Source organism: Paraburkholderia sp. BL6669N2, from assembly GCF_003387275.1.
Taxonomy (GTDB): domain Bacteria; phylum Pseudomonadota; class Gammaproteobacteria; order Burkholderiales; family Burkholderiaceae; genus Paraburkholderia.
Map to the genome: position 1 here is coordinate 780,222 of NZ_QUNA01000001.1, position 24,108 is coordinate 804,329.

Genomic DNA, 24,108 nt, shown 5'->3' on the forward strand with positions numbered 1-24,108 from the left:
CTCAGGCGTCCTGCAGCGAAACAAGATGTGCGTAATAGCCGCCGCGTTGCAGCAGGGTTTTGTGATCGCCTTCCTCGACGATCTTGCCGTGATCCATCGCGAGGATGCGGTTCGCGTGACGCACGGCCGTGAGGCGGTGCGCGATGATGATGACCGTGCGCCCCGCGCAAATTGCCTTCATGTTGTCGCGGATGATGCGCTCGGTCTCGAAGTCCAGCGCGCTCGTCGCCTCGTCGAAGATGAGGATGCGCGGGTTCGTGAGCAGCGCGCGGGCGATGGCAAGCCGCTGGCGCTGGCCGCCCGAGAGATTGCCGCCCTGCTCGCCCACGAACGTGTCGTAGCCCTCGGGCAGTTCGCAGATGAAGCCGTGCGCGCCCGCGAGCTTCGCCGCGTGGATCACCGCTTCGAGCGGCACGCCGGGGTCGCTCAATGCAATGTTCTCGCGCACGCTGCGATTAAAGAGCAGGTTCTCCTGCAGCACCACGCCCACCTGGCGGCGCAGCCACGCGGGGTCGGCGAGCGCGAGATCCTGGCCGTCGATGCGCACCGTGCCACCCTCGGGGATGTAGAGCCGTTGCAGCAGCTTCGTGAGCGTGCTCTTGCCCGAGCCCGAACGCCCGACGACGCCGATCACCTGGCCCGCGCGGATGTTGATCGATACGCCGTCGATGACGAGCGGACCGTCCGGACGATAGCGGAAATGGATGTTCTCGAACTGCACGTCACCGCGGATCGGCGGCAGTGCCTGGCGCGTGGGCGGAATCTCGGTGCGCGTGTTGAGGATGTCGCCCAGGCGCATCATCGAGATGCCCACCTGCTGGAAGTCCTGCCACAGTTGCGCGAGACGCAGCACGGGCGCGCTCACGCGCTGCGACATCATGTTGAAGGCGACGAGTTCGCCGACCGAAAGCCGGCCGTCGATCACGAGCCGCGCGCCGATAAAGAGCGTGCCCAGCGTGACAAGCTTGCCGACGAGCTGGATCAGCTGCTGGCCCACATTGCCGAGCTGGTTCACGCGAAAGCCTGCACTCACGTAGGCCGCAAGCTGCGATTCCCAGCGGCGGATGAACTGCGGCTCGACGGCCATCGCCTTGACGGTCTCCACCCCGGACACGGATTCGACGAGAAATGACTGGTTGTCGGCGCCGCGCGCGAACTTCTCGTTCAGGCGCGTGCGGAACGCGGGCACGAGGAGCGCCGAGACGATGCCGTATACAGGCAGCGAGGCCACGACGAGCAGCGTGAGCCAGCCGCTATAGAGGCACATCACGCCGATGAACACGAACGAAAAAGCGATATCGATGATCGCCGTGAGCGCCTGGCCCGTGAGGAAGTTACGGATGTTCTCGAGTTCGCGCACGCGCGCGACGGTATCGCCGATTCGACGCGCGCCGAAATAGCCCAGCGGCAGGGCCACGAGATGCCGGAACAGGCGCGCGCCGAGTTCGACGTCGATGCGGTTCGTCGTGTGCGCGAACACGTAGTTGCGCAGGCCCGTGAGCAGGACTTCGAACACCGAAGCCACGAGCAGCGTGATGCAGACGACGTTCAGTGTGGAGTACGTGCGGTTGACCAGCACCTTGTCCATCACGACCTGGAACATCAGCGGCGAGACCAGGCCGAACAGCTGCAGCACCAGCGATACGCCGAGCACTTCGAGCAGCAGCCTGCGGTAACGCACGATCGCGGGGATGAACCATGAGAAGTCGAAGCGCGCGAGTTCGCCCGCGAGGGAGGCGCGTGAGGCGAAGAGCAGCATCTCGCCGGTGCTGCGCGCGAGGACTTCGTCGAGTGGCTTGATGGTAGGCGCTGCGCCGCCCGGTTCGAGGATCAGTGCGGTCTGGCCGTCGGACTTCGCCAGGATAAAATGCCGGCCGTTACCGTCGAGCACCAGCGCAGGCAACGGCGTGCTCCCCAGCTTCTCCTCGCGTAGGGGCACGACACGCGCCTTGAGTCCAAGGCTGCGGGCCGAGAGCACGAGGTCCTTGCTACTGAAGTGGCCGGTGCCAGTCCCAGCAGTGTGTTTGAGCTGCGCGGCGTCGGCGGCGATATTGTGGAACCGAGCGATCGTGACAAGTGCAAACAACCCCGGATCTTCGTCAGCCTTCACTTCGTTATCCTGATTTTTTCTCATTAAACTGGGCGACCTCGATTTACTTCTGGCTGGCCATCGCGCGCCATGCCCGCGAAGCATCCCGCACTGGTGGACTTCGTCGTCTCGTGCAGATTTACCCTAAGACACGGATGGCCAGCGCCGCCACCGGAGTATTAAGAAATTGCTAAAAACCAGACTAGGTTAATCGATCCCTTATAAGAGGAAAACCTCCATTCTGCATAAAGACCCGGAAACGCGGGACGTCTTTGCACGACTTTGAGATAGGTCAAAGCTCATGCGTGAACAGAAAGGAGAGGCAATCAATTCGTCAGGCGGCGCCTTTCAGAGCACGGGGAAACTCCGTCAGGCTTCGCGGGAGCCACGAAACGTAAATGACTGGTATTCGAACGCGGCCCTGTCGCTAAGCGCAATTATCGGTCCGGAGCGTTCTAGTGTCTCGTCATGCCTCAAACGTCCGATACAGCCAGGACAGTTTGATGCGGGCATCGCCGGTGGTGAACTGCCAGTTAATCCGGGCCTTAAGCTGATCGCGCTGAACTTGCCACGCGCTGACCTCGCGGCGCACCGTGTCGATATTGTCGATGCGCCGTCCAGACACTGTTTGATCATCACATTGAGTTCAATCTCGGCCATGTTCAGCCAACTGCCATGTTTAGGCGTGTAGACGAACTCGACGCGATCCCACAACGCTTTGGCCTGAGACGGCGGGAAGGTTTCGTAAGGGGCTGCGCCGTGTGGGTATTCAAGTTGTCCATCACGAGGGTGATTCGTTGTGCATCCGGATAGGCGTGGGCAATGTCCTGTACGAAGCGAGCCCATTGCACTTTAGTTCGTGATTCGGTGACTTTGGTAATACGCCGCCCGGCTAGCGGTTCCGATGCCATGAAGACATTGCACACGCCGCAGCGCCCGTACTCGTAGTCCTCACGCGCAAGATGCCCCGGTGCCGCCTTGATCGGTTCGCAAGTCTGGCTAATCAACTGCCGGGGCGTTTCGTCCATACACACCACGGGGCGCGCTGCGTCGTAGGGGCGGTGGTAGATATCGAGCACGTTTTCCATGGCGGTTACGAACTCCGCGTTCGCTTGCGGCGGGATGATCCAGCCTGTTTTTCGCCAGCGCTTTAGTTCGTTTTTTAAGCGTGCGCCGAACCGTCTCGTATGAGAGGCTTTCCGCGTACTCCAGTTCTACCGCGCGCTGGGCCAGCAACCTCAACGACCAGACTGCATGGCCTTCGGGCGGCGCGCCGCAACTGAGCGCAATCAACCGGGCCTCAAGCTCGCCATCGATTTTGCTTTCGAAGATTCTTTGGCTCGGTGGCCGTACCAGCGCGGCGTCGTAGCCTTCCTCAACGAAACGTTTCTTCACCCGGTCGATCTTGCGCTCGCTCACGTGCAACACCGCAGCAACCTCTTGTGACGAGCGGCGCGCGCCCCGAAGACGCATCGCAATTCAACAGAATGAGCCCGTTGATTATCCTGCGGGATTGGTGCGAACCTTTACTCACAATCGCTTCGAGTTGATCTCTTTCTTCAGCTGTCAGGGTAACGATGTATTTTTCCATCCCCCGATTTTCGGCTAAGCCGCTCCAGCTTACAATGGCTTGCGCACCCTGATTCGACGACAGTTCACGCGTGTCGCGACACTAGAATAGCGCTTTTTCAATTTCATTCGCACTCCGGATGCGTGCTCACAACGAACACCTTACCCTGCTGCCCGAAGCTGAGCGGCAGGCGCTCTATGGCCGGCCAGAGTTCGACGATTTCCAGTGAATTCTGGGTCTATCGGCAACTGCGCAAGCGCATTGACAGCGGCGAACTGCATCTGAACGATAGCATCCAGCATCGACGGTTCAGCGATCACCTGGTTGCTGCCGATCGCGAACTTCGGCAAGGCAAGCTCAAACACCTCGACTACGATGCACAGCGCCGCACCCTGACGTGGCGCCAGCCCAAAGCCGACAAGGAGTCCGCAAAACAGGACAGCTTCTACGCGAAGCTGCCGCTGCGTGACATTGCCCCCATCATCCGGTTTGTGAATGAGCGCTGCGGCTTCCTGTCGGCGATGACGCCCTGCAACCCCGTTACACGGAGAAGATCGCCGACGCGGACAGCCTGACGGCAGTGGTTATTGCGCAGGCGACCAACCTCGGCAATCTCGCCATGGCACAGACCTGCGATATTCCGTATCACGTGCTGGACGAGACGTGTCGGCAATACTGTCGCCTGCCGACCCTGCGGGCCGCCAACGACCGGATCGCCAACTTCATCGCGCAACTGCCGATCTTCGAGCATTACTCGTTCGACCTTGAAGTACTTTTCGGCGCCGTCGACGGCCAGAAGTTCGAGGCCGCCACGCCAACAGTCAAGGCCCGACACTCACGCAAGTACTTCTCAGGCGGCAGGGGCGTGGTCGCCTACACGCTGTTGGCCAATCACATCGCGCTGCGCACCGAACTGATTGGCGCACACGAGCACGAGAGTCACTACGTCTTCGATATCTGCTATCACAATACCACCGACATCGCGCCGGCCATGATCACCGGCGACATGCACAGTGTCAACAAGGCGAATTTCGCCATTGCGCGCTGGTTCGAGATGGGCTTTGCGCCGCGCTTCACGAGCCTGCAGGCGCAATTGAAGCACCTGTACTGCGGCGACGATATCGCGCAGTACGACAACTTCCTCATCAAGCCCGCCGGAGAGATCGATCGGTCGATGATCTGCGACGACCCATCCATCATCGAGCAGACCATCGCGTCGCTCAGCGTCAAGGAAATAAGCCAGCAGGCGCTCGTGGGCAAGCTTTGCGCGCTATCGCCGCATCACCGCACGCGCAAGGCGGTCTTCGAGGTCGACAAACTGGTGCGCAGTATCTACACGCATGCGTTACATGCGCGCCCCCCAGCTGCAGCGCAATTCCATCGATCGCAGAACCGGATCGAGGCGTACAATCAGTTACGCTCGTTCATCGCCCAGGTCAGCGGCAGGAAACACCTGATAGGTAAAACAGACCTCGACGTCGCGATCAGCAACGAGTGCGGCCGGCTGCTGGCCAACGTCGTGACCGCCTTCAACTCGATGCTGCTCTCACAACTGCTGGAACGCTACCAGCGCGATGGCAACCAGAAGGCGCTCGACACGCTGAAGAAAATCTCACCCGTCGCTTGGCAGCATATCTATTTCCTCCGCCACTACGCGTTTCGCAACGAGAACCCGATCGACATCACGGCTATGCTCGCCGGTCTCGATCTCTTATAACCAATTGAAACGTAAAGACTTCCAAAATTTCTGCGGTTCCGGCTTACAACCCCGGATACCCGAAAATGTCCTCTATCGAACGGCCTTCGACAAGGTTGACGTACTGCGTCGCTTGCCTGAGGCGTTCACCCAGTACCGGATGGCGCAAGTAAGCATCGGCCTCGGCCAACGACGAAATCGCGAACCTTTGCGCCGTCGCACTCGTTCCGAGTCCCTGGATCGGCGGAAATACAAACCACATCCAATGGCTTCGCTTGCGCCCGTCGCGCAGTTCGTCACAGACCTGTGCATAGAGCGGATCCTGTGCGTCGATAAAGCGCTGAAGCTTGAAAGGGTCGTCCATTTCGCTCTCCTTTCATACTGAGTAGAACCCACGTGTCAATGTCGACGTCGCCAGGCTGCTGCTCGATTGAAACACCCGCCACCGCCGCGCGTGGTCGCCGCGTTCACTAGCCATAAACGTCGAAGTCAAAATACTTCTTCGCGATCCCGTCGTCCGTGCCGTCCGCGCGCGTGTCGGCGATCGCCTTGTCGATTTTATCCTTCGGACCGGTGTCCTCGTTGCGCAAACCGATTTGGGTGCCCCTGATCGCTCACGTCGACACTGAAGCGCACGGTCAGCGGAGCGCCTGCAGTTCGGACGGCTCGAAATAGAAATTCGTGTTCCCCGCAAGGCGCGCGACCATGAAGTCGATAAATGTCCTCACTCGCAACGGCTGTTCGGTCCGATGGCGATAGTAGATATAGACCGCCTCGCGCTGCGTGACGTGTTGAACCAGCAACGGAACCAGTTGGCCGTTTCTGATCGGCGCCGTGGCCGAAAAGCTGCCGAGCTGGCCAATGGCGGATCCGGCGATCACGGCAGCCGTTTCGGCTTCGGTGTCGTTGACGCACAAAGTCGTCGCCATGTCGCGATAAACGATTTCATCCCCGATGAGGAATTCCCACGGGGCCTGCTTGCCTGTATTTGCGCGCCGGTATCCCGTGCAGCGGTGACCGTCGAGTTCGTCGATCGTGCGCGGCGCGCCATGGCGCTCGATATAAGCGGGTGACGCGCAGACGATCAACTGGATCGGCAGAAGCCGGCGCGCGATGCTGCCGCCCGACGGCGGAGAGCCGCCACGAAAGCCCACATCGGCACGTTCACCGATAAGGTCGGTGAAGCGGTCGTCGAATTGCACATCGAGCTGGACGTTCGGATGCAGTTCGGCGAATTCCAGAAAGTAAGGCCACAGCACTACGTGCCCCATTGCCCTTGGCGCGCTCACGCGTAGCGGCCCCGCAATTTCGGCTTTCGAGCGGCGCGCGTCGTCGAGTGCGGACGACAGGACCGCCAGCGCGGGCGTCACCGTGTCGAACAGGCCTTGCCCCTCCTCGGTGAGGCTCAGCTTGCGCGTGGTGCGATGAAAGAGCCGCACGCCGAGCTCCTTCTCCAGTTGCATCACAGCGTGACTCGCGGCCTGCGGGGAAATGCCCTGGTCCACGGCCGCCTTGCGCAGGCTGCCGAGCGCCGCCGCCCGGGTGAATATGGTGATCGCGCGAACTTCGTTCACTGGAGACCCCTATTCGCAATTAAAAGTTGATTATCAGTCTAGCAATCTACGCCTAGTTCGTGCGAATCGATGCTCCTATGATCCGTTCACACCCACCCCGAACGCAGGAGAAACATCATGGTCGAGCTTACGAAGAACAGCCTTAAGCGTGTCTGGTTCATCACGGGCGCGTCGCGCGGCTTCGGCGCGCTGATCGCCGAAGCGGCACTGGCTGACGGCAATGCGGTGGTTGCCGCCGGCCGCAATGTCGCGGCGATCGTCGAGCGCCTCGGCGACTCGCCAGCGCTGCTGCCCGTGGCGCTGGACGTCACGGACCAGGCGCAGGCGCAAGCCGCGGTTCAAACCGCGCTCGACACATTCGGCCGCATCGACGTTCTGATCAACAACGCGGGATTCGGCCTGCTCGGCGCGATCGAGGAGTCCACCGACGCGGACGTGCGCCGCATGTACGACACCAACGTGTTCGGGTTGCTGAGCGTCACGCGTGCCGTGCTGCCGGTGATGCGCTCGCAGCGCGCCGGCCACGTCATCAATATGTCGTCGGTCGGTGGCTACCGGTCCGCCGCGGGATTCGGTGCGTACTGTTCGACGAAGTTCGCGGTCGAAGGCCTGACCGAAGCGCTGTACGCCGAATTGAAACCGCTCGGCATTCACGCGACGGTCGTCGAACCGGGTTACTTCCGGACTGACTTTCTCGATGCGTCATCGCTCGTTGTCGCGCGCGAGGTCATTGCGGACTACGACGCGACATCGGGCCATGTGCGCCGCCTCGCAGCCGACATGAATCACAACCAGCCGGGCAATCCCGCGAAGCTCGCCGCGGCGATGCTCGAACTGGTCGATGCGCAAACGCCGCCACTGCGTCTGCCGCTCGGCACCGATACGCTGAAGGCCATCGCCGAGAAGAATGCTTATGTCGAGCAGGAAACTGCGACCTGGAAGGCGCTGGCGGCATCGACTGACTTCAGCGCCTGATGCCTGAAGGTCAGATCGATCACAGCAAGGGCAGCGTCAGCCGGATGTGCTCCGCGAATGCCGTGACCAGATGGGCCGGACGCTTGCGTTCGAACTTCAGCGTAATGCCTATGGTGGGCAAAGGCGGCAGCGCGGGGTCGCCATTGAGTATGGACAGATCCGGAGCGACGGCAGTCTGCGTGATGACGGCCACGGCCTGCCCAGAGCGCACCAGCGCCGTGAGGCCGGCAAGACTGCTGCTCGCATACGCGATGCGGTACGCCCGGCCCGCGCGTCGCAGCGCTTCGCAGGCCGCCACGTGGTCGAGCGTGTCCGGATCGGAAAGCGCCAGCGGCAACGGATCGAAGCTCGCGCAATCCAGTCCCGGATAGCCGACCCAGACGAGCGGCATACGACGAATGATGTCGTCGCTCGGGGCGCCTTCCGGCAACGAGATCATGGCAAGGTCCAGCGCACGCATCTCCAGTTGTTCGAGCAAGCGCGGCGTCGGTGCGCAAATCACCTCGACCAGTGCATGCGGATGCCGGCTCGAAAACTGACGCAGCAAATGCGGCAGGAAAACGGCGGCGTAGTCGTCCGGGCAACCGAAGCGGATCGTGCCCGACAGCCCCTTGCCGGACAGATCGGCCATCGCCTCGTCGTGCAGCCGCAGAATGCGTTGGGCGTGGATCAGCAGGCGTTCGCCGGGATTCGTCAGCACGACCCCACGACCCGTGCGCTGGAACAACGGCTGATCGACGATTTCTTCGAGGCGCTTCATCTGCTGACTCAGCGCCGACTGGGTCCGGCCGATCCGGTTCGCCGCGCGACTGAGCGCCCGAACTTCGGCGACGACGGTAAAAGAACGCAGCAGATCGATTTCGAGTGAAAGGCTCAAGGTATTAGGCCCGCTTCTATCTTCGATAAGAACTATTCGATTCTATGAGACCAGAGCGCCATCTAGACTGCAAGTTATTCCCGCTAGCCGTCAAGGAGAAGCAAGTGTCGCGAAACAATGATGCAGTTTTCTGGCGCAACGCCACACAGCACCTGATCCGCTATGGCGGCACCTTCGAGCCGATGATCATCGAGCGCGCCCAGGGCAGTTTCGTCTATGACGCGGACGGCCGCGCGATTCTGGATTTCACCTCCGGCCAGATGAGCGCGGTGTTGGGGCACAGCCATCCGGAAATCGTCTCGGTCATCAACGAATACGCAGGCAAGCTCGACCATCTCTTCAGCGGCATGCTGTCGCGGCCGGTGGTGGACCTCGCGACTCGCCTCGCCGACATCACCCCTGACGGACTCGACCGCGCGCTGTTGCTCAGTACGGGCGCGGAGTCGAACGAGGCCGCCATTCGCATGGCGAAGCTGGTCACGGGCAAATATGAAATCGTCGGGTTCGCGCAGTCATGGCACGGCATGACAGGAGCAGCGGCATCCGCCACGTATAGCGCCGGTCGCAAGGGCGTCGGTCCGGCCGCTGTCGGCTCCTTCGCGATCCCCGCACCGTTCCTGTACCGGCCGCGTTTCGAGCGCCACGGCGAATACGATTACCTGGCGGAACTGGACTATGCGTTCGATCTGATCGATCGTCAGTCCAGTGGCAATCTGGCCGCCTTCATCGCCGAGCCGATCCTCAGTTCCGGCGGGATCATCGAACTGCCGGAAGGCTACATGGCTGCGCTCAAGCGCAAATGTGAAGAGCGCGGCATGCTGCTGATCCTCGATGAAGCGCAAACCGGCGTCGGCCGCACGGGCACGATGTTCGCCTGTCAACGCGATGCCGTCACGCCCGACATTCTCACGCTATCGAAGACACTCGGCGCCGGTCTGCCGCTCGCGGCCGTCGTGACATCCGCGCAGATCGAGGAGCGCGCCCATGAATTGGGTTACCTGTTCTATACGACGCACGTATCCGATCCTCTTCCTGCCGCCGTCGGTTTGCGCGTGCTGGATGTGGTCGAGCGCGAGGGGCTGGTTGCGCGTGCGAATCTGATGGGCACGCGACTCAAACGCGGCCTGCTGGATCTGATGGAACGCTTCGACTGCATCGGCGATATTCGCGGCCGGGGACTGCTGCTGGGAATGGAAATCGTCAAGGACCGCCGCACGAAGGAGCCGGCCGATGGGCTGGGCGCGAAGATCACGCGTGAGTGCATGAACCTGGGGCTTAGCATGAACATCGTGCAGTTGCCCGGCATGGGCGGCGTGTTCCGGATCGCCCCTCCGTTGACCGTTCACGAGGATGAGATCGACCTCGGCCTGGACCTGCTCGGGCGGGCAATCGAGCGTTCGGTATAGTGCAGCGCCTTCTGGCTCCGGTCGGATCCGGGCTCGAGGTCGCGGCCGCCTCGCAGTGATGGCGGTCAGCTAAACCGCCGCTTCCCGATAGTCGCTGTACTTCGGCATCTGCCCAATCCCTGGATTGAAGCAGTTGCCATTCACTCCCACCTTCCGAGCCGACGCTCACACGCATCCGCCAATCTGGCTATCGTGGCGGATGCGCACCCCCCGGCGCCGGCTGCCGCACGACGAGAACCGGAATCGAACTGTGCGTCAGGACCTTCTGGGTTTCGCTGCCGAGCAAAAACGCCCTCATTCCGCTTCGACCGTGCGACGCCATGACAATAAGATCGCAGTTCTGTTGCGTTGCAACGCTGATAATCGCTTCGTAGGGATGGGCGCGACCTTCAGAAACCGTATTGCACACCACCCCGACTTGCGCGGCCGCTTTTTTCACGACGCTGAGGTAATCCTCCGCGCGCTGTCGCGCGGTCTGAATGATGCGATCCTCGTTGTCGGCAATCATCTCCGTGCCGTACGCGAGGACATGAAACTCCGGAATGACGTGGAGGCCCGTGACCGTGGCTCCGCTTTCCGCGGCGAGCGTTACCGTCATCTGAATGGCGGCCTCGGAAAGCGGCGAGCCGTCGGTCGGCACCAGCAGATGCTTGAACATATGTTTCTCCCCCCGCGACCCGGTTCAGCTCGCGTCGAAATCCTGCCAGGCGCCTCTGCCACCTGAACCCGGCGAACCTGAATCAGAGGCGCCTTCTTAAGTATAGTCACCTCGCTCGCAGGCACTGCGTATCGCCCAAAATGAATCTGGCCGTCACGTCATGAAGGTTCAATGCTCAGTCCGAACATCGGAATCCATGTGACTCCCCGCCCGCCTCGTTAGCGGTCTTCCGTCAGCCCTTTCAGATGGGCTTCGCCGGCATCCTGGGCGGCAGCGCGCATGGCGAACGTGTCGTCGGACACCATCGACCGTTTGACCTTTTGCGCTGCGAAGTCGACGAGTGTAATCACCCAGACAAACTCACCGCCCTGCTCGGCCGTTTGAACGAATGCGCGCACGTCTTCGCTGTCGTTTGCTTTTGTGCTCATTGTGATCTCCTGAGAAAGAGTCGCGGAAAGAGAACGGCTCACGGGCCGTATGACTGACTGTCTTATCGAAGTTTGCCGATAATCGCGCTGCATTCGTCCTTCGTGAAAGCGCGCAGTGTTTGTGTGCGGACATTGCCTGCCGATCCCAGCGCGTAGCCGAATGCCGCGAAGCTTTGCTCGTCCGGTGCGTCGATGACCGTGACGATGTCGTATTTGCCCACCGTCCAGTAGATCTCCTTCATTTCACAGCCGAAGGTCCTGGCCAACTCCGCCGCCTGACCGGCACGCTGCGGACTGTTTTTGATGTTGCGTATGCCCTGATCGGTGAATTGTGCAAGAACCACATAGGTCGCCATGACGATTCTCCTTACCAATAGCTCAATACCTCGAATTGCGTTGTCTACGCGCAAGCTCGACCGCGAACGCGGCTGCGATCGTGTTGCCCAAAGGCGTTCTGCGCGTAACCTGATTCTATGCAATGGAATCGCGTGCCACTGTCTGTTTGACTCGATAGGCGCGTGGCGCGGCAGAGTCGTCCGTTCTCGCCTCGGCTATGAGCCGTTCATTCAGCGCAAGGAATGACCGGCCTGCGCGTCGACCGGCGCTCCGCCGCGCTGAGCGTCCTGCATACCTGCGCCCGGCTTCACCGTACCGTCGGCCTGCGGAACTTCCACCGGCTTGACCTCGACGGGGACGACGCCGTCTTTTTTCAGCCCGAGCTTATCCGCGGTCTTGGGTGACAGGTCGACGATCCGATCCCTGACATAGGGGCCGCGATCCCGAATCTCGACCACCTCGCTGTTGCCGTTTTTCAAATTCGTGACCCGCGCCTTGGTGCCGAGCGGTAGCGTCTTGCTCGCGGCGGCATTGGATTGCGGATTCATCGGCGTACCGTCGGCCATTTCTTTTTTGTAAAACTCCCGGCCGTAGTACGAAGCTTCGCCCTTGCGCGACTTGCCGGAGCGATCGAGATGGCGTGGGGCTGTCGACGAGCTCGCCGGTCGGGTATCGGTGGATGCCGCCGGTTGCGCCGGAAGCGCCGTGCTCAGGAAGCACGACAAAACCACTAACAGAAGTGTCTGCAGCGTGAATCGTCGAGCACGCGGCAAACGAACGTGAACGTCATCGCCGGGGAGCGGGCGCGCGGTTGTATGAAGATTGTTTTCCAATTTCCACTCCTTTCCGGCTTGTCGATGCAGCGGGAAAATCGTCCAACGAGCGATACGTAACTTGCCGGTGTATCAGGGCTACCAGATAAGCGTCTCACGCCAGGCCGCGGGTGTGCGCATAGTCCCGTCCGAAGTTAGTCCGTCAACTGCACGAACCCTCTCGCTACTCCAGGCGCAGCCGCGCCGCCTGCGGCACACAATTGCGTTTAAGGGAAACCTGCGACAATCGTCGTCCACGCTAAAACATCTGTTGATTGCCCTACTTCCCGCGGATGCCTTATGCCTGTTTCGCAAGCAATTTCGCCGCCACGTCTATCACCCGACAATCTGAACGAGTTGATCACCCTGCTCGACATTCAGGTACTCGGGCTCTCGGAGTGCGTCGTTAGTCAGGGCTTCATGCTGGAACTGGATGGCCACGACGCGCCCGGCATCCACTACATCCTGTCGGGCGAAGGGCGGCTGCACATCGCCGGCGCCGGAACCGTGCCGCTCATACCTCATACGCTGCTGATCGTGCCGCCGGGTCACTCACTGAAGCTCGAGGTACCGACAAAACAGGCGGGTATCGCACCGATTGTCGTGCCGGGGCGCGAGCACAAACAGGTCGTCGATTCGATCAGCCGTTTCCGCGCGGGCAATGTCGAACCGATGACCGTCATGATCTGCGGCTATTTCAAGGCGTCTTTCGGCGCGTCGATCAATCTGTTCGCGACCCTCTCGACGCCGATCGTGGAGCAGTTCGAAGCTTCCGACCGGCTCGACGTCTATCTGCGCACGGCGTTCGACGAACTCGTCGCGCAGGAGATCGGCGCCGGCGCGATGTCGGGCGCGCTGCTCAAGCAGGTGATCGTCGCGCTCGTGCGTCGGTCGTTGAAATCCAGCGCGCTCTGGATAGAGCGATTCGCGCTGCTCGGCGATCCGCAAATCGCCCGGGCCTTCGCCGACATGGTGGCCCGCCCGGGCGCGCCGCACACCGTCGCCAGTCTCGCGGAAGCGGCGATTCTCAGCCGCTCGGCGTTCATGGCGCGCTTTTCCGCGGCGCTAGGCCAATCGCCGATGCAGGTGCTGCGCGACATCCGCATGCGCCAGGCGGCGGCGCAGTTGCGGGCCGGCGACCTGTCGCTGGATCAGGTGGCGCGCCATGCGGGTTATGCGAGCCGCGGCGCGTTCGCGCGCGCGTTTCGCGAGGTGTTCGATACCGGCCCCGCGGAATACCGTGACGGAGCCGCCAACGGCTGATCGTCAGGACTTGCCGCTGCGTCTGCGGACCTTGCACACCAGACTCGCACGCTCCTGCGCCGTGACCGGCGCCTTGCACCGGCACGTCGACGCCGATACAAGGCGCCGGTTTCGTCATCAAAGCTAGCCACGCCGACACCTGCATTCGCGGACTTTTGCGTCTGTTCTCAGGATTTTTCGTTCGAGCTGCACGCCTAGAATTTTCATCAATGCAGCCGAGAACGCACACCGATATTCCGATGCAGACGCACCTTTGTCCCGATTAGCAGAAACAGGAGCACGACCATGACCCGTATTGCCCTCCCCGCCACCGACGCTCTTCCGGCCGCTTCGCAACCGGTCATCGAAGCAGTGACGAAGCAACTGAAGATGACGCCCAACCTTTTTCGCATCATGGCGCTGAGTCCCAATGCGCTGAACGGTTGGGCTAACCTGCAAGGCGCGCTTGCGAAGACGCTCGATGCAAAACTGCGCGACGGCATTGCCCTCGCCGTATCCCAGGTCAACGGCTGCCAGTACTGTCTGTCGGCGCATAGCTACGTTGCGAGCAACATGGCTCATATCGGCGACGACGAGATTCGTCTGAATCGGCTCGGCAAATCGAATACGCCGAAAACCGCCGCGGCTGTCGCGTTCGCGAAGACGCTGATGGAAACACGCGGCAAGGTCAGCGAAGACGATCTGCACGCCGTGCGCGAAGCCGGCTTCAGCGACGCGAACGTTGTCGAAATCATCGCGCTCGCCGCGCAATTCATGCTGACGAACTTCGTCAACAACGCCTTCGATACCGAGGTCGATTTTCCGGTCGTCGAAACCGAAGTCGCGTAACGGCAGCGCGCTGCCACGTCCTCAGACAAGGAGATCGATCATGTCACGAGTCCATGCAACTACCGCAGAAAAACGCGCGGCGTTTCGCGCGTTGCACCAGGACGGATGCTTCGTGTTGCCAAATCCGTGGGACGTCGGCAGCGCGCGTTATCTGGCGTCGGCAGGGTTCAAGGCGATTGCCACGACCAGTTCGGGCTTCGCATGGTCGGCTGGCCGGCCGGACAACGGCGTATCGCGCGCCGCGATTCTCGCGCACCTTCGCGAGATGGTCGGGGCGACAGATCTGCCGGTCAACGCCGACTTCGAAAACGGCTTCGGCGACAATCCCGCCGAGGTGGCGCATAGCGTGCGGATGGCGGTCGATACCGGCATCGCCGGACTGTCGATCGAAGACTCGACGGGCGATCCGAAGTCGCCGCTGTTTCCGCTCGAAGTCGCCGTGGAACGCCTCGCTGCGGCAAGACGCGCGATCGACGAAACAGGCGGTGATACGCTGCTCGTCGGACGTGCTGAGAATTTCTTTGTCGGCCTGCCCGATCTCGAAGACGTGGTGGCGCGCTTGCGAGCCTATGCGCAAGCCGGCGCCGACTGTCTGTACGCGCCGGGCATCCAGACGCGCGAGCAGATCGAAGCGGTGCTCGCCGCGGTCAGCCCGAAACCCGTCAACCTGTTGATCGGCGGACCTTCGGCGTTGACGCTCGACGAACTGGCGAGGCTCGGCGTGCGCCGCGTGAGCGTGGGCGGCGCATTGGCGCGCGCGGCATGGGGCGGGCTGGTGACCAGCGTTCAGTCGCTGGCGGACGGGCGCTTCGATCGCTTGCCGAAGGAGCCGTCAGGCGCGTGGTTGAACAGTATGTTTCAGGACGTCGCTTAGCGTCTTCTTCATCGAATCACCCTTTTCGCATGGAGTGAACCATGAGCCGTGAAATCATTCGTGTCGAACCGCTTTCGAGCTGGCTCGAACGCTGGAATGCGCCGACTTCCGCCGTCACCCGGCACGGCGATACCCTCTACGTTTCCGGCTTTCCACCGTTCGATCCTCATACCGGCGAAGTGATGGACGCGCCGATCGAACTGCAGACCGAACGCGTATTGGAACAACTGAAGCTATGCGTGGAGACGGCGGGCTCATCGCTCGATCAGGTGCTCAAATGCAACGTGTATTGCACGTCGGTTGAAGCGTTTCCGGCCGTCAATGCGATCTATGCGCGTTTCTTCGGCGCGAACCCGCCCGCGAGGATTTTCGTCAACGTGCCGGCGTGGCCCGGGCGCTTCGACATCGAGATCGATTGCGTCGCGGCAATCGATAGCAACCGCACCTGAGTGTCCGGATGATGCCCGTCGCAGGCTCGCTCGTCGCCGTTCTCCGGCACGAGACGTGGAATGCATGAGCGGCAAAAAGCCGGCGCTTCTTCGCGCCGGCCTCAACCTTGCCGCTATCAGCCGATCTGCTGGATACCGGCCAGCCGCCACGCCTGATCGCCTTGCGGCTGCTTGACCAGGTTCCAGATTTCCTGGAACTGCTGCGCGGTCTGTGCATCGTCTTCCCGGATCTGACCGTAAAAGCGCACGCTGACCAGCGTTCCATCCGGATTGCTTTCAGTGCTGAGCACCTCGGCTTCGAGTTGCGGCACTTCCGTATGGCTCGGCTCGCGGCCGCGCGCTTCCAGATCCTGCTTGAGACGCGCGAACATCTCCGGCGTCGTCAACTCGAACAGATCGCCCTGCTCGTTCCGGTCCCATGCACCCTGGAGCCGCATGAACATCGCCTTTGCCGAGACGAGAAACGCCGTCTGATCCGGACCGGGCGAAAGCTCGGGCGCCTTCACGGTATCCGCTGCTCCGGCCGCACCCATCGCGGCACGCGGCCAGCCCCGGAAATTCGTTTCAGGCCGCGCTTGACCCATCTGATTCAGAATTGGCGAGCCGCCAGTTTGCTGCCGGTTCGCGGCGCCGTGTCCATAAGCGAGATCCGGACGACGCCGATTGGCGATAAAGCGGAACAGCATGACGCCCGCGAGGATCACCGCGCCGATAAGCAATGCATTGGACATCAATTGCGCGAGTCCCTCGCCAAGGCCAAACGATGACAGCAACGCCGCGATGCCGAGTCCGGCCGCGAGCCCGGCGAGCGGGCCCATCCAGCGATTACCCGCCGCGGCCGCCGGGGCCTGGGCGCTCTGCTGTGCCGGTTGAGCTTGCTGGCTGCGTTGTGCCGGCCCGGACGGCGACGCCGATTGCGATTGACGGCCGATGCTTTGGCTGCCGCCCACGCGCTTCGCTTCGGCATCGTTCGAAGCCATGGCGCCGAGAGCAAGGAGCCCTGCGAGACCGAGCGCCGCCGTCCCGCGCGTCACTGCGCCGGCCGCACGTCGAAGTTGATTGATGATCTGCGTGTACATATAAAGCCTCTTTGATAAGTCAGGGGACTGCGCGCTTCGCGCGCTCTTTTCCGTCGCGCCGAATGCATTACGAACAGTAATATTTTTTCAGGTGGCAAAACCGGCCGGCGAGTGCGTTTGTAAGCCACGATGGCCGACCTGAACGCTGGTGCCGTGGATGTAGTGCTCCAGCTGCCGGATCGTGTCCTCCTGCTCTGCAATCAGGTTCTTGATCAGGTCGCCGATCGACACCATGCCGATCACCTGCCCTTGCGTAATGACAGGCAAGTAGCGGATCCGGTATTCCGTCATGAGGGCCATGCATTCCTCGGTGGTCTGCTCCGGGCCGACATAGCGCACGGTCGTCGACATGATGTCGCGCACCGGCGTATTCCTTGACGAACGGTGCATCAGCGCGATCTTGCGTGCGTAATCGCGCTCGGTGACGATGCCCGCCACGCGCCCGTCGTTGACGACGATGAGCGCGCCCACCCGGCGGTGAGCCATGATCGCGACCGCGTCGTAGACCGAAGCGGACGCCTGGGTCGACCAGACTGTCTGGGACGTTTTTGAACGCAGAAACTGTGCAACCGATGCCATCTGCCACCTCCGTCAGCTATCGTGAGCCGCCCCGCATGAACCCTTGGGCGAGACCTCAATCTACCTGAACGCGAGATAACGTAAAATGCGTATTTTTTATACCGATACTTCGAGAAAATCGTAGTGTCCTGTAATCTGTGGAGCGACTGTGAACTTCAAGCATCTGCATTACTTCTGGGTTGCGGCGCATGCGGGCGGCATCGTTCGAGCGGGCGAGCAGTTGCACATCTCGCCGCAAACGCTGAGCGGCCAGATCAAACTGCTCGAAGAAGCGCTGGATAAGAAGCTGTTCAGGAAAAGCGGCCGCACGCTCGAACTGACCGACGCGGGCCGCCTGGCGCTCGATTACGCCGACGAAATATTCTCGCTGGGCTCGGAGCTCGAAAGCGCCGTGCGGCGCGAGAACGAAGCGGGTCCGCAAACGCGGTTTCGCGTCGGCATTGCGGATTCGGTGCCGAAGGCGATCGCGTACCGGCTGCTGGAACCCGCGCTGAGCGCGTCCGTATCGCTGCGCATGATTTGCCACGAGGGCAAGCAGCATGCGCTGCTCGCGCAACTGGCCCTGCACCGCCTCGACCTGATTATCGCGGATGCCCCGATCCCCGCTGACGTCAATATCAAGGCGTTCAATCACCGCCTCGGCCGTTCCACGCTCAGTTGCTTCGGCACGGAGGCGCTGATTGCGAGCGGCAAGAAACGCTTCCCGCTGTCGCTTGGTCAGTTGCCGGTGCTGCTGCCCGGCACGGAATCGGCGGTGCGCCGCAAGCTCGATCACTGGCTGGCGTCTCATGCCATTTCGCCGCGCATCGTCGGCGAGTTCGACGACGGGGCGATGACCATCGCGTTTGCCCGCGAGGGCCGCGGCTTGCTGTTCGCGCCCACCGTGCTCGAAAGTCAGCTACAGGCCGAGCACAAACTCACGACGGTCGGGCAGATCAATTCCATCGTCGAGGAATTCTTTGCGATCTCGATCGAGCGCCGGATTAGCCATCCGGCAGTCGCGATGATTCTGGACGCGGCACGCAGCGAGCTGTTCAACGTCTAGCGGAGCATGCTTGCGGAGATGCCATTACAATCCAGCACTTCGACCCGACAAGCTTGATTCGCGCCATGAAATATCTCCTCGCATCGACCCTCGCGGCGCTCGTCGCGGCCGCAAGCACGGCTGCAACCGCGCAGACATCCGGGAGCAGCGACACACCCAGACTGCAGTGTGCGATCGGGTATGTCACCGGCATTGGCGGGTCGGCGCAGAGCTTTCGCGACTATCTCGCGACACCGGACAGAGACCGCTATCGGTTCCTCGCGGACAACCCGATTCAATGCAAGGTTTCCGACGAGGGTCGTGCGTCCGGCTGTACCGGCCTCACGAGCCTGCGGCATGAAAAGGTCAGCGTGTACGACGATATCGACAATGAGACGATGTCCGTCGTCGCGCGGGTGGAACTCGAACACGGTACGTATCCGGTGATCATCTCCGTGCGAAGACAGGACGTGAAGTGTGAGGAGTGAATGCGCTCACGCCCCGATCGCAGTGAATCAGTTTCGATGCTGCACGAGAAATTCTGACATTCCGGCAAGCCCTGTTTCGAGCACGAGGCGGTTGTTGGCGTACCCGAGGCGCATATAGCATAGCCTTCCATCAGGATCTGCGCGGCGCGGCAGCGTGAGCGGCACGAACACTTTGATTCAAGAAGCATGACGGGGAAGCCGTTATCCGGGTAACGCATCGGCAACCGCCAGGCGCGTTTTTGCCGTCCCCAAGATACCCATTCGTGCCTTGCCCTTATACGCCATCTACTCCCCCTGCCGCCGAACGCGCGGCAGCGCCGCAAGCTTTCATTTCCCTCCACCCGGACAGCGCTGCACGGCGCGCAACACATTGCGATCAACTCCGCCAATGCGCCGTCGCGACGATTAATTTGGCAAAGGGCAAGATCGGCGACAAGCCGTCATACTCTGTCTCTTCTTGCAGCGGACGGTCCCGACAACGCATCCGGAAGACTTCACCGGCAACGCGCTCGAAGCATGACCGTCCGCTCCGTCGTCTCGACGGCAATTTCCGCGTAGCGCCACACGCGGTTCAAGTGGAGCGTCCTTTGCAATGAGTTACACCCCTGTCGTTCCGTTCGCCCACGACAAGGCTGATTCGGGCGCCTTCGTGGGCGGCGCCCCGGCGTTTCGCCAACTGGTCCGGATGATCGATCGGGTTGCCCCGACCGATCACCCTTTGCTCATTTTCGGCCCGACGGGTTCGGGCAAGGAACTGGTCGCGCGCCGGGTGCATGCGCACAGCCAGCGCCAGGATCAACCGTTTGTCGACGTCAACTGTGGCGCGATTCCCGAGAACCTCGTCGAAGCCGAACTGTTCGGGCATGTGAAAGGCGCGTTCACCGGCGCGGCCGAAAACCGGCCGGGACTTTTTCAGCAGGTCGGCAAGGGCACGCTGCTGCTCGATGAGATCGGCGAACTGCCACTCGCGCTGCAACCGAAACTGTTACGCGTGCTTGAAACGCGGACCTTCCGTCCGATCGGCTCATCCACCAGTTTGCATTTCGCGGGGCGCGTCGTCGCCGCGACCCATCGCGACCTGCGCGAACTCGCGCGCGAAGGGCTGTTTCGCGAGGACCTGTTCTACCGGCTCGCGGTGTTCGTGCTCGCGGTCCCCGGACTCGAGCAGCGCATCGAGGACATCCCCGCGCTGGTCACTCACTTCGCAGCGCAGCACACGCGCCGTCTCGAGTTCTCGCCGGCTGCCGTCCGGCGGCTTTGCCAGCATTCGTGGCCGGGCCATATCCGGCAATTGCGCAACCTGATCAGCCAGTTGAGCGTGCTCGCCGAAAACACGCTGATCGATGTCGACTCGCTCGAGCCGTTTCTCGCCAATGAAACCAGCGGGCCGGTGTCGCGCGCGAGTCTCGCCGACATGCTGTTGCAACTCGACGGCCGCGACAAGCTCGCCGCCGCCGAAGACCTTCTGATCGACCGCGCGCTCGAGCGGACCAGCGGCAACAAAAGCGCGGCCGCCACCCTGCTCGGCGTCGGGCGCAAGACCATCGAGCGGCGTTTGAAGTCGCGCGAGGAACATCACCGGGAAGCGCGCAAGTGTCTCGAACACGCGAGCGCGCTGATCGAGGAGTCGAAGTTCGCGGAAGCGATCCCACTGCTGCGCCGTTGCCTCGACCTGCTGCAGACGCCTCACGAACAGGAGGCCGTGCGCCGTTTGCAGTTCGACGCCTACCGCTTGCTCGGCATGAGCTTGCGCAGCGTGCACGGCTGGCTCTATGCGGAGGCCACCGCCTGCTACGCCGCCGCGTTGACGGTCGGTGAAGGCGTCTGCGAGCCCGCCGAGATCGCCGCGATCCAGTTCGGCATCTGGACCACCCAGCTGACGACGCTTCAGCTGAAGCAGGCGCGCGGCACCGCGCAGAACATGCTGGAGCGCGCGCAGAACGGCGGCGACCGGGTTTCGCTCGACGAAGCCCACGTCGCGATGACCAACACCCTCTTCTGGCTCGGCGACAGCGAGGAAGCGCTGGCCTGTCTCGCGCGCGGCAACCTGCTCGGCGTGGGGCGCAACGACACCCGTACCGGCTCGCAAGGGATCGATCTCGCCAGCCTCGCGTTGACTTTCGAAGGACTGGCCGCGTATCAGATCGGCGCATTCGGCCAGGCGCGGCGCGCCATGGAGATGTTGATCCTGCGCGCGTCCGAACCGGGCGCGCACGCGCTCGCGCATGCCGTCAACCTGCAGGGCGCCGCGTGGCTCGCCTGCCTGTTCGACGACGTGGACCGGCTCGGCCATCTCGCGAGCGAACTCGAATCGGTATCGATCGCGAACGGCTTCGCGTTTTATCGCGGCGTCGGCCAGGTGCTGCGCGCCTGCCACCTCAGTGCGCTCGGCCATTCCGACGAAGCGGAGACCGTGATGCTCGACGGCTACGACAACCACGTCGTGTGCAACGGCGGTGCGCTGTTCTATTCCTTCAAGACGTGGCAGCACGGTGAACTGCTGCTGCGCGCCGGCCGTGCGAAGACCTGCGAGGCGATTCTCGCCACCGCGATCGACGAGACTCTCGCCCGCCAGGAGCGCGTCTATCTGGGCGAACTGCTGGTGACCCGGGCGCGCGCGCAGTGGGCGCTCGGTGACGTGAACGCCGCCGAACTCGGTCTGCGCACTGCGCTGTCCACCGCGCTCGCGTTCGGTTCGGTGCCCGCGCGCGTGGACGCCGCGCGCTATCTCGCCGATCTGCTGCGCTCCACCGGCCGCAGCGCCGAAGCCATCGACACACTCGAGCGCGGCTTGCGCTCGCTGACCACGGATCCGACCAGTCGCGTCACCAACGCCGCGACTCTGCTTGCCGAACTTCAACTGGACGCTTCTCTCAACCTCGACAGTAAAGGAATCGCAAATGGCATATGAACTACGCCGGGAAGATCTGGAACCGCTGCTATTGGGAGCAGCGTTCTTCGGCAGCGGCGGCGGTGGCACGATCGAATCAGCGCGGCATCTCGCCGAGCATTTCGTGACCGGCGACTATTACCCCACCGACACGGTCAAGGTCGTGTCGGTCGACGAGGCCACCGAAGGCGCGGCGGTCATGGTCGCCTACCTCGGCGCGCCTGAAGCGATCAACTCCGCGACGTATCCGCTCGGCCCCGTGACGGCCGTGCAAAACGTCCAGGCCCGGCTCGCCTCGCAATCGACGAAGCTCGCCTACGTGATGCCGCCGGAAAGCGGCGCGCTGGGCTTCACCGTGGCGGCGCTGGTGGCGGCCAAACTCGGCCTCGCGGTGATCGACGCCGACGGCGCCGGCCGCGCCGTGCCCTCGCTGCCGATGCTCACCTTCGCGGCCGCCGAGATCGATCCGCGACCGGCGTTTCTCGTGAGCCAGGGCGGCCTGTGCGTCGAACTCGACGTGACGCCGCGCAACAGCAACCAGGGCGGCCCGACGCATCAGCGCGACGTCTCGGCGATCGTCGAGCAGATGATGCGCCCGGTCGTCGCCGATCCCGAGTTCGGCCAGTTCGGCGGCCTCGCGATGTGGGTGATGAAGCCGGCCGACATCCGCCGCGCCACGCCGATTCATGGCACCTTGACGCGCGCGCTGGAACTCGGACGCGCGTTGCAGGCCGGCCGCGTCGGCAGCGCCCAGCAGATGATCGGCTATCTCGCCGAGCATTGCGGACTCGCCGCGCGCGCCATCTCGGAGCCCGGCGAACTCGTTTCGGCCGAGGTCGATACGAGCGGCGGCTTCGACGTCGGCAAGGTGCATATTCAGGCCGGCCAGCGGAGCTATACGGTGCTGTATCAGAACGAGTCGCTGCTCGCGTGGGACAGCGCCAATCCGCAGCCGATCGTGTTGTCGCCGGACAGCGTGGCGTATTTCGTCGGCGGCGAAGGTCAGGCGATCTTCAGCAACGGCGATCTGCTTCAGCAAGACGGTTCGTTGAACCCGGCGATCGGCAAGCGCCCGATGACGCTGATCGCCTGGCGTGCCGAAGCCGAGTTGCGCAAACCCGGCCTGATTCTCGACAGCTTCATGCAGTTGCTGAACACGCTCGGCTATCTCGGGCCGTATGTGCCGCTCGAAACGCTCCACACCGCACGCAAGGGGGACGCATCTTGAGCGTGCCGTCGAACTCACCTATCCGCATCTGCGTGCTCGTGCCCGTCGCCACGTCGGCGTACAACGGCCGCATCATGAAGGCCATCGCGCCGGTCTTGCCGTCGGACGTGCAGGTCGAGATCCGTAATATCGCCACCGGACATCCCGATATCGAGAACCGTACGAACTGGCTGCAGAACGGCATGCCGGTGGTCGAACTCGCGCAGGCGATCGCCAACGACGGCTTCGACGGCATCTGGCTGACCGACTTCGACATGTGCGGCGTCGAGGCCGCGCGCGAAGTGATCGATATTCCGATCATCGGCGGCTTTCCCGCCGCGGCCTTCACCGCGCTCGCGCTCAGCCAGCGCTTCTCGATCATCACGATCCTGCAAAGCACGCTGGCGATGCAGCGCGGTCATCCGCAGACCTACGGCATCCAGGACAACTTCGCGTCGATCCACGCGATTGATTGCCCGGTCTCGCAGCTCGACAACATCGACGTGGTGGTCGTTCGCACCTTCGAGGCGGCACTGAAGGCGATCAAGGACGACGGCGCGCAAGCCATTCTGCTCGGCTGCACGGGTTTCGTGGACGTCGCGAGCCGCGTGTCCACGCTGCTTACCGAGGCGCTCGGCGCGTATGTGCCGGTGATCGATCCGAATCAGGCCGGCTTCAGCTTCCTCGTGTCGCTGGTGCGCATGAAGGTACGTCCCAGCCGGTTGACTTACAGCAAGGTCAGTCTGCAGTCGTAAGCCGCGCGCTTTTATCGTCGTAACCATCCGGAGCGGAATGCTTGCCGCTCCGGATTCTCCCGCATTCCCCTCCCTGCCCCCTCGCTCCCATCGCTTTCGGCCCCGCCTGGACGAAAGCGCCCGCGCGTCATGCGCAATACGGCCAAATGGACGATATCGTCCAATCTTGATGTCGTTCATGGACGAGACTGACCAATTGCGCGTCTGAAACTTACCTGCGCTGCCGCCTGGCGCCGGATAGGCGCTTGGCA

General features: G+C 62.4%; 22 protein-coding genes and 3 pseudogenes. 13 read left to right on the forward strand and 12 right to left on the reverse strand.

The annotated features are described in order from the left end of the window. Window position 1: 1 nt before the first annotated feature. Both B0G80_RS03465 and B0G80_RS03470 read right to left on the reverse strand, forming a co-directional pair. The gene (locus tag B0G80_RS03465; protein ID WP_116116993.1) at window positions 2-2,134 is read right to left on the reverse strand and encodes a type I secretion system permease/ATPase; all 2,133 of its coding nucleotides are present in this window, start codon (window positions 2,132-2,134) and stop codon (window positions 2-4) included. Between the two features lie 421 nt (window positions 2,135-2,555). After that, window positions 2,556-3,680: pseudogene (locus tag B0G80_RS03470) on the reverse strand (IS630 family transposase). Between the two features lie 176 nt (window positions 3,681-3,856). On the opposite strand from B0G80_RS03470, the gene B0G80_RS03475 reads away from it, so the two are divergent. Together B0G80_RS03475 and B0G80_RS03480 are read left to right on the forward strand one after the other, a co-directional pair. Further along, the gene (locus B0G80_RS03475) at window positions 3,857-4,234 is read left to right on the forward strand and encodes a hypothetical protein (protein WP_116116994.1); all 378 of its coding nucleotides are present in this window, start codon (window positions 3,857-3,859) and stop codon (window positions 4,232-4,234) included. A 5-nt stretch (window positions 4,235-4,239) separates the two neighbouring features. Then, entirely contained in the window at window positions 4,240-5,376 is a 1,137-nt protein-coding gene (locus B0G80_RS03480) for a transposase (protein ID WP_258878797.1), read from the forward strand. A 52-nt stretch (window positions 5,377-5,428) separates the two neighbouring features. On the opposite strand, the pseudogene B0G80_RS03485 reads toward B0G80_RS03480, so the two are convergent. The 3 genes and pseudogenes from B0G80_RS03485 to B0G80_RS03495 all read right to left on the reverse strand — a co-directional run. Then, window positions 5,429-5,719 (reverse strand): annotated as a pseudogene (locus B0G80_RS03485) (DUF1810 domain-containing protein); the annotation flags it as partial. A 106-nt stretch (window positions 5,720-5,825) separates the two neighbouring features. Further along, a pseudogene (locus tag B0G80_RS03490) lies at window positions 5,826-5,960 on the reverse strand (ABC transporter substrate-binding protein); the annotation flags it as partial. Between the two features lie 33 nt (window positions 5,961-5,993). Continuing rightward, window positions 5,994-6,929, reverse strand: a complete 936-nt coding sequence (locus tag B0G80_RS03495) for a LysR family transcriptional regulator (RefSeq protein WP_116116996.1) — start codon at window positions 6,927-6,929, stop codon at window positions 5,994-5,996. A 117-nt stretch (window positions 6,930-7,046) separates the two neighbouring features. Between B0G80_RS03495 and B0G80_RS03500 the strand changes: the two genes are divergently transcribed. After that, complete coding sequence (locus tag B0G80_RS03500) at window positions 7,047-7,904, forward strand: oxidoreductase (RefSeq protein ID WP_116116997.1); 858 nt, start codon at window positions 7,047-7,049, stop codon at window positions 7,902-7,904. A gap of 19 nt (window positions 7,905-7,923) precedes the next feature. On the opposite strand, the gene B0G80_RS03505 is transcribed toward B0G80_RS03500, so the two are convergent. Continuing rightward, complete coding sequence (locus B0G80_RS03505; protein WP_116116998.1) at window positions 7,924-8,781, reverse strand: LysR family transcriptional regulator; 858 nt, start codon at window positions 8,779-8,781, stop codon at window positions 7,924-7,926. A 104-nt stretch (window positions 8,782-8,885) separates the two neighbouring features. Here B0G80_RS03505 and B0G80_RS03510 point away from each other — a divergent pair, with 104 nt between their 5' ends. Next, window positions 8,886-10,187 carry an aspartate aminotransferase family protein gene (locus B0G80_RS03510; protein ID WP_116116999.1) on the forward strand — a complete coding sequence of 434 codons (1,302 nt, stop codon included), beginning with the start codon at window positions 8,886-8,888 and terminating at the stop codon, window positions 10,185-10,187. A gap of 187 nt (window positions 10,188-10,374) precedes the next feature. Here the strand turns inward: B0G80_RS03510 and B0G80_RS03515 are convergent, their stop codons facing one another. From B0G80_RS03515 to B0G80_RS03530, 4 genes are all read right to left on the reverse strand, one after another. Next, window positions 10,375-10,845, reverse strand: a complete 471-nt coding sequence (locus B0G80_RS03515) for a universal stress protein (RefSeq protein WP_116117000.1) — start codon at window positions 10,843-10,845, stop codon at window positions 10,375-10,377. Between the two features lie 218 nt (window positions 10,846-11,063). Beyond that, window positions 11,064-11,273 carry a hypothetical protein gene (locus B0G80_RS03520; protein ID WP_116117001.1) on the reverse strand — a complete coding sequence of 70 codons (210 nt, stop codon included), beginning with the start codon at window positions 11,271-11,273 and terminating at the stop codon, window positions 11,064-11,066. Between the two features lie 62 nt (window positions 11,274-11,335). Continuing rightward, window positions 11,336-11,629, reverse strand: coding sequence for a GYD domain-containing protein (locus tag B0G80_RS03525; protein WP_116117002.1), 294 nt, complete (start codon window positions 11,627-11,629; stop codon window positions 11,336-11,338). 210 nt (window positions 11,630-11,839) lie between these two features. Next, window positions 11,840-12,442: a septal ring lytic transglycosylase RlpA family protein gene (locus B0G80_RS03530; protein ID WP_258878798.1), complete on the reverse strand. Its 603-nt coding sequence runs from the start codon at window positions 12,440-12,442 to the stop codon at window positions 11,840-11,842. Window positions 12,443-12,721: 279 nt separating this feature from the next. Here B0G80_RS03530 and B0G80_RS03535 point away from each other — a divergent pair, with 279 nt between their 5' ends. The 4 genes from B0G80_RS03535 (at window position 12,722) to B0G80_RS03550 (ending at window position 15,835) form a co-directional block, all read left to right on the forward strand. Further along, window positions 12,722-13,684, forward strand: coding sequence for an AraC family transcriptional regulator (locus B0G80_RS03535; protein ID WP_116117003.1), 963 nt, complete (start codon window positions 12,722-12,724; stop codon window positions 13,682-13,684). A gap of 285 nt (window positions 13,685-13,969) precedes the next feature. Then, window positions 13,970-14,512 (forward strand): carboxymuconolactone decarboxylase family protein, encoded by a 543-nt coding sequence (locus B0G80_RS03540; protein ID WP_116117004.1) that lies wholly within the window; start codon window positions 13,970-13,972, stop codon window positions 14,510-14,512. 40 nt (window positions 14,513-14,552) lie between these two features. After that, window positions 14,553-15,386 (forward strand): oxaloacetate decarboxylase, encoded by an 834-nt coding sequence (locus B0G80_RS03545; RefSeq protein WP_116117005.1) that lies wholly within the window; start codon window positions 14,553-14,555, stop codon window positions 15,384-15,386. A gap of 41 nt (window positions 15,387-15,427) precedes the next feature. Beyond that, entirely contained in the window at window positions 15,428-15,835 is a 408-nt protein-coding gene (locus B0G80_RS03550; protein WP_116117006.1) for a RidA family protein, read from the forward strand. 116 nt (window positions 15,836-15,951) lie between these two features. On the opposite strand, the gene B0G80_RS03555 is transcribed toward B0G80_RS03550, so the two are convergent. Together B0G80_RS03555 and B0G80_RS03560 are read right to left on the reverse strand one after the other, a co-directional pair. Continuing rightward, the gene (locus B0G80_RS03555; RefSeq protein WP_116117007.1) at window positions 15,952-16,914 is read right to left on the reverse strand and encodes a Tim44 domain-containing protein; all 963 of its coding nucleotides are present in this window, start codon (window positions 16,912-16,914) and stop codon (window positions 15,952-15,954) included. A gap of 87 nt (window positions 16,915-17,001) precedes the next feature. Further along, on the reverse strand, window positions 17,002-17,493 hold the full coding sequence (locus tag B0G80_RS03560) for a CBS domain-containing protein (RefSeq protein ID WP_116117008.1): 492 nt from the start codon (window positions 17,491-17,493) through the stop codon (window positions 17,002-17,004). Between the two features lie 148 nt (window positions 17,494-17,641). Between B0G80_RS03560 and nhaR the strand changes: the two genes are divergently transcribed. From nhaR to B0G80_RS03585, 5 genes are all read left to right on the forward strand, one after another. Further along, window positions 17,642-18,538, forward strand: a complete 897-nt coding sequence (gene nhaR, locus B0G80_RS03565; protein WP_106281298.1) for a transcriptional activator NhaR — start codon at window positions 17,642-17,644, stop codon at window positions 18,536-18,538. Window positions 18,539-18,603: 65 nt separating this feature from the next. After that, complete coding sequence (locus tag B0G80_RS03570) at window positions 18,604-19,005, forward strand: hypothetical protein (protein ID WP_116117009.1); 402 nt, start codon at window positions 18,604-18,606, stop codon at window positions 19,003-19,005. 592 nt (window positions 19,006-19,597) lie between these two features. Continuing rightward, window positions 19,598-21,916: a sigma-54-dependent Fis family transcriptional regulator gene (locus B0G80_RS03575; RefSeq protein ID WP_116117010.1), complete on the forward strand. Its 2,319-nt coding sequence runs from the start codon at window positions 19,598-19,600 to the stop codon at window positions 21,914-21,916. Then, complete coding sequence (locus tag B0G80_RS03580) at window positions 21,906-23,123, forward strand: DUF917 domain-containing protein (protein ID WP_116117011.1); 1,218 nt, start codon at window positions 21,906-21,908, stop codon at window positions 23,121-23,123. The genes B0G80_RS03575 and B0G80_RS03580 overlap by 11 nt, the downstream gene beginning before the upstream one ends. Next, entirely contained in the window at window positions 23,120-23,857 is a 738-nt protein-coding gene (locus B0G80_RS03585; protein WP_116117012.1) for an aspartate/glutamate racemase family protein, read from the forward strand. Before B0G80_RS03580 ends, B0G80_RS03585 begins: the two co-directional genes overlap by 4 nt. The last annotated feature ends 251 nt before the right edge of the window (window positions 23,858-24,108 follow it).

Excerpts from the sequence above, each read along its gene's own strand:
- B0G80_RS03465 (WP_116116993.1), bottom strand. The coding sequence starts at position 2,134 with ATGAGAAAAAATCAGGATAACGAAGTGAAGGCTGACGAAGATCCGGGG.
- B0G80_RS03475 (WP_116116994.1), top strand. The coding sequence starts at position 3,857 with ATGGCCGGCCAGAGTTCGACGATTTCCAGTGAATTCTGGGTCTATCGG.
- B0G80_RS03500 (WP_116116997.1), top strand. The coding sequence starts at position 7,047 with ATGGTCGAGCTTACGAAGAACAGCCTTAAGCGTGTCTGGTTCATCACG.
- B0G80_RS03515 (WP_116117000.1), bottom strand. The coding sequence starts at position 10,845 with ATGTTCAAGCATCTGCTGGTGCCGACCGACGGCTCGCCGCTTTCCGAG.
- B0G80_RS03520 (WP_116117001.1), bottom strand. The coding sequence starts at position 11,273 with ATGAGCACAAAAGCAAACGACAGCGAAGACGTGCGCGCATTCGTTCAA.
- B0G80_RS03525 (WP_116117002.1), bottom strand. The coding sequence starts at position 11,629 with ATGGCGACCTATGTGGTTCTTGCACAATTCACCGATCAGGGCATACGC.
- B0G80_RS03535 (WP_116117003.1), top strand. The coding sequence starts at position 12,722 with ATGCCTGTTTCGCAAGCAATTTCGCCGCCACGTCTATCACCCGACAAT.
- B0G80_RS03540 (WP_116117004.1), top strand. The coding sequence starts at position 13,970 with ATGACCCGTATTGCCCTCCCCGCCACCGACGCTCTTCCGGCCGCTTCG.
- B0G80_RS03545 (WP_116117005.1), top strand. The coding sequence starts at position 14,553 with ATGTCACGAGTCCATGCAACTACCGCAGAAAAACGCGCGGCGTTTCGC.
- B0G80_RS03550 (WP_116117006.1), top strand. The coding sequence starts at position 15,428 with ATGAGCCGTGAAATCATTCGTGTCGAACCGCTTTCGAGCTGGCTCGAA.
- B0G80_RS03555 (WP_116117007.1), bottom strand. The coding sequence starts at position 16,914 with ATGTACACGCAGATCATCAATCAACTTCGACGTGCGGCCGGCGCAGTG.
- B0G80_RS03560 (WP_116117008.1), bottom strand. The coding sequence starts at position 17,493 with ATGGCATCGGTTGCACAGTTTCTGCGTTCAAAAACGTCCCAGACAGTC.
- B0G80_RS03570 (WP_116117009.1), top strand. The coding sequence starts at position 18,604 with ATGAAATATCTCCTCGCATCGACCCTCGCGGCGCTCGTCGCGGCCGCA.
- B0G80_RS03575 (WP_116117010.1), top strand. The coding sequence starts at position 19,598 with ATGAGTTACACCCCTGTCGTTCCGTTCGCCCACGACAAGGCTGATTCG.
- B0G80_RS03580 (WP_116117011.1), top strand. The coding sequence starts at position 21,906 with ATGGCATATGAACTACGCCGGGAAGATCTGGAACCGCTGCTATTGGGA.